Origin of the sequence: Pseudomonas sp. P20, assembly GCF_016463925.1 — a bacterium.
GTDB classification, from domain to species: Bacteria; Pseudomonadota; Gammaproteobacteria; order Pseudomonadales; family Pseudomonadaceae; genus Pseudomonas; species Pseudomonas aeruginosa.
In genome coordinates, this window is sequence record NZ_JAEMVM010000060.1 from 1 (window position 1) to 3,414 (window position 3,414).

The 3,414-nt window shown below is 63.5% G+C and carries 6 protein-coding genes and 1 pseudogene; all 7 read left to right on the forward strand.

Annotation, left to right across the window (positions count from 1 at the left end; translation table 11 throughout):
- The first annotated feature begins 234 nt into the window (after positions 1–234).
- Positions 235–573 (forward strand): integrative conjugative element protein, RAQPRD family, encoded by a 339-nt coding sequence (locus JHD77_RS30710; protein WP_003158157.1) that lies wholly within the window; start codon positions 235–237, stop codon positions 571–573.
- Entirely contained in the window at positions 570–809 is a 240-nt protein-coding gene (locus JHD77_RS30715) for a TIGR03758 family integrating conjugative element protein (RefSeq protein ID WP_003121019.1), read from the forward strand. The genes JHD77_RS30710 and JHD77_RS30715 overlap by 4 nt, the downstream gene beginning before the upstream one ends.
- A 17-nt stretch (positions 810–826) precedes the next feature.
- A complete protein-coding gene (locus tag JHD77_RS30720; protein ID WP_003117077.1) occupies positions 827–1,183 on the forward strand; it encodes a TIGR03745 family integrating conjugative element membrane protein in 357 nt (118 codons plus the stop codon).
- Positions 1,184–1,193: 10 nt separating this feature from the next.
- A complete protein-coding gene (locus tag JHD77_RS30725; RefSeq protein ID WP_003117078.1) occupies positions 1,194–1,580 on the forward strand; it encodes a TIGR03750 family conjugal transfer protein in 387 nt (128 codons plus the stop codon).
- On the forward strand, positions 1,577–2,236 hold the full coding sequence (locus JHD77_RS30730; protein ID WP_003117079.1) for a PFL_4703 family integrating conjugative element protein: 660 nt from the start codon (positions 1,577–1,579) through the stop codon (positions 2,234–2,236). The genes JHD77_RS30725 and JHD77_RS30730 overlap by 4 nt, the downstream gene beginning before the upstream one ends.
- Entirely contained in the window at positions 2,233–3,117 is an 885-nt protein-coding gene (locus JHD77_RS30735) for a TIGR03749 family integrating conjugative element protein (protein ID WP_003121020.1), read from the forward strand. Before JHD77_RS30730 ends, JHD77_RS30735 begins: the two co-directional genes overlap by 4 nt.
- Positions 3,101–3,414, forward strand: a pseudogene (locus tag JHD77_RS30740) (TIGR03752 family integrating conjugative element protein); the annotation flags it as partial. The gene JHD77_RS30735 and the pseudogene JHD77_RS30740, both read left to right, overlap by 17 nt.

The following is a 3,414-nucleotide window of genomic DNA, read 5'->3' on the forward strand; positions in this document are numbered from 1 at the left end:
CAGGAAGGCTGGGAGCTGGTGAGCGTTCAGCCACTCATGCGGGGCGTAACCGAGATCGGCAATCAGAACGCCCAGGGCTGGGCCTGGGGCATCGCTCTGCCCGTCAGCTACCTGCTGTTTTTCAAGCGCGCAACCTCATAAAAAAATACCCCGGACCCGCGCCGAGTATTTCTTGCGGAATGGAATCAGGGCGATCGGCAAGCTGATCGCACCCTGATCTGCAAGAGATTCGCCGTGAACACTCCACATCCATCCCTTCGCCGAAGCTGCCTGGCCGCCTTGGCCTGCAGTGCGCTGGTCGCACAGGGAGCCTTCGCAGCGAGCGCCTCCGAGCAGGCGAACCTGGAGGTGATGATCCGGCAGCTCAACGCCCTCGAGGACACCGCCCGCCGCAGTGCCCAGGGCGCCGATGAGCCCGGACAGCGCTTCTACTTCGACTACTCGCGCCTGGCCGCTGACCTGCAGCGCATCCGCCAAGGCCTGCAGGACTACATGACACCCAGCCGCGCCCAGCCGCGTGACCCTTCCGACCTGTCCGGGAATTACACCCTGCGCGGAGGGCCGATGCCGTGAGCATGAGTGGAGCCCAAACATCAGCGTTCCAAGCCGCCGCTGGCTTTCCCCCATCGGCCGGCGAGGGGTTGTTCGTTGGAGCAGCGATGACCTTCCTTCTGCTGTGGTCCGCCTGGGCGATGTACAGCACCTGGCGCGGCTGGGCCACCAACAACCTCGACAGCGCCACTGCCGGCGCTTCCGCGATACGGATCTTGGTCCTCCTCGGCATCACCTCTTTCTTCCTCCTCAGCTGACCCATACGGAGACACTCATGCTGAAATTCACCCTCCAGAAACTGTCCACCCTCTGCCTGCGCCTGGCTGCCATCTCTTTGGTACTCCCAGGCGTCGCCTTGGCTGCACTCCCCAAGCCCGAGGCGCCTAGCCGCGGGGAAGGATCGGGGATCATGCAAACCATCCAGAACTTCGGCTATGACGGAGCGATGCTCCTCGCGCTACTCATCTGCGTGGCTGTCTTTCTGGGAGTCTCCTGGCATACCTACGGCACCTATCACGCCATCCATGATGGGAAAAAGAAGTGGTCGGATCTCGGAGCGGGCGTGGCCGTAGGCATCGGCCTGCTGATCTTGATCATTTATCTCGTCACCAAAGCCACCACCATCATGTAAGGGCCTTCCCATGCCCGAAGAACATCTGTTTCAGGATGGGACCCTCAGCTTCCTGCCGACCCGTTTGAACCGGCAACCGGTGGTCATCGGCGGTCTGACTGCGGACGAAATGTGGATCACGGTCCTCACCAGCGGAGCAGCCGGGTTCGTTCTTGGCATCCCGGCTGCCTTGGTCGCAGGTAACGCGGCCTGCATTCCACTGGGCGCGCTGCTGGTAGGCGCCCTCGGCCTGGGTATCGGCAGCCGCATCCTGCGGCGGATGAAGCGGGGGCGGCCCGATACCTGGTTCTACCGCCAGGTGGAGCTGGCCCTCTCGCTGCGCTTTCCCGTCTTCGGCAACCGTCGCCTGGTGACGCGCTCCGGCGCCTGGACCAGTCGACGCACGGAGTCCCCATGAGTTTCAGAAAACACACCGCGCAACAGCAGGCTCACATCAACACCTTCCGGTTCATCACCGGCTTCTTGTGCATGGTCATCGTGGTGCTGGCCTACTGCGTCTGGGAAGCCCGCAAGGACCTCTGGATCCACATTCCGCCCGACTTGCGTTCAGGGAGCACCCGGTTGTGGTGGGACATTCCGCCGGAGAGTGTCTATGCGTTCGGCCTCTACATCTTCCAGCAGGTACAGCGTTGGCCCAAGGACGGCGAGGTGGACTACAAGAGCAACCTGTTCCGCTACGCCGCCTACCTGACGCCTTCCTGCAAAGTCTTCCTGGAGAAGGACTTCGAGTTTCGTCGTAACGCCGGCGAGCTCAGGGGGCGAGAGCGCACCACCTCGGAAATCCCCGGTCGGGGCATTGGCGAGAGCGATGGCCGCGTGATCCAACACTCGATCAATGACTGGACCGTCAACCTGGACATGGACAGCACGGAGTATTACGCCGGCGAAAAGATCAAGCGCGCGCTGGCCCGCTACCCGTTGCACGTCATCCGCGCCGACGTCGACCCGGAGACCAATCCCTTCGGCCTGCAGTGGGACTGCTACTCCGATACGCCTCAACGTATCGAGCTTGAGGAGCCGGCCGCCCCCACCAAGCGGGAGGGAGGTCTATGATCCGGAAGTCGACAGGCTCGCTCTTGCTAATGCTTGCCCTACCCACACTGGCCCACGCGGTGGAGATTCTGCGCTGGGAGCGCATTCCGTTGGCCATTCCATTGACGGTCGGCCAGGAACGCATTGTCTTTGTCGACAGAAACGTGCGAGTTGGCGTTCCTCGGGATCTGCAGGGCAAGCTGCGCGTCCAGAGTACCGGCGGCGCACTCTACCTGCTCGCCAACGAGCCGATTCCTCCAGCGCGCCTGCGCCTACAGGACGCGACCAATGGCGAGCAGATGCTCATCGATATCGCCGCCACCGAAGCAACGGCCGACCAACAGCCGCGCGAGCCGGTCAGGATCGTCGCCGGCGAGCCAGTGGCTCCGCATTATGGCCAGTCCCGGGAAGCCCAGCCATCGGCAGCAGCGAAACAGACCGAGCACGCAGAAGCACCGAAGGCCGTGCCGCGCGAAACGCCCGTCCCCGTGGTTCTGACGCGCTATGCGGCGCAGATGCTCTATGCCCCGCTTCGCACGGTGGAACCGGTGGATGGCGTCGGTCAGGTGCGCGTCAAGCGACAGCTCGACCTGACCACCCTGCTCCCCAGCCTACCCATCACGGCTACCGCCTTGGGCGCCTGGCGGCTGGACGACTACTACATCACGGCGGTGAAGCTGCAGAACGCCAGCGCCCAGCACCTGGCCCTGGATCCCAGGGACCTGATGGGCAATTTCGTCGCCGCGACCTTCCAGCACCCGTACTTGGGGCCCCGGGGCGACGCCTCCGACACCACTACCGTGTATCTGGTGACGCGCGGCCGCGGCCTTGCCGACGCGCTCCTGCCCTCCTCCATCAGCCAGATCGATCCCAAAGGAGGCCGTCGTGGCGCTGACCGGTAATCCCCTCCTGAAATTGCTGGTCGTCCCCGTCGTGATCGGCGCCATCCTGATCGGCGTGAGCATGATGGGCAAGAAAGAAAGTGCGCAGTCACAAGGCGCCGCAACCCCGACGGTAACGTCGGAAGAAGCGGCAACCCTGGGCATCGACGGCGACACGCCCGCCGACACACTACGCACCATCGTGGCGGAAAGCCGGCAGCTCAAGGACCAGATCAGCAAGGTGATCCAGGAGAATGACTCGCTCAAAGCCGCCAATGAGAACCTGCAGGGCCGCCTGCGCAACATCGATCAGAACAT

Coding starts and splice junctions, on each gene's coding strand:
- JHD77_RS30720 (WP_003117077.1), top strand. CDS start 827: ATGCTGAAATTCACCCTCCAGAAACTGTCCACCCTCTGCCTGCGCCTG.
- JHD77_RS30725 (WP_003117078.1), top strand. CDS start 1,194: ATGCCCGAAGAACATCTGTTTCAGGATGGGACCCTCAGCTTCCTGCCG.
- JHD77_RS30730 (WP_003117079.1), top strand. CDS start 1,577: ATGAGTTTCAGAAAACACACCGCGCAACAGCAGGCTCACATCAACACC.
- JHD77_RS30735 (WP_003121020.1), top strand. CDS start 2,233: ATGATCCGGAAGTCGACAGGCTCGCTCTTGCTAATGCTTGCCCTACCC.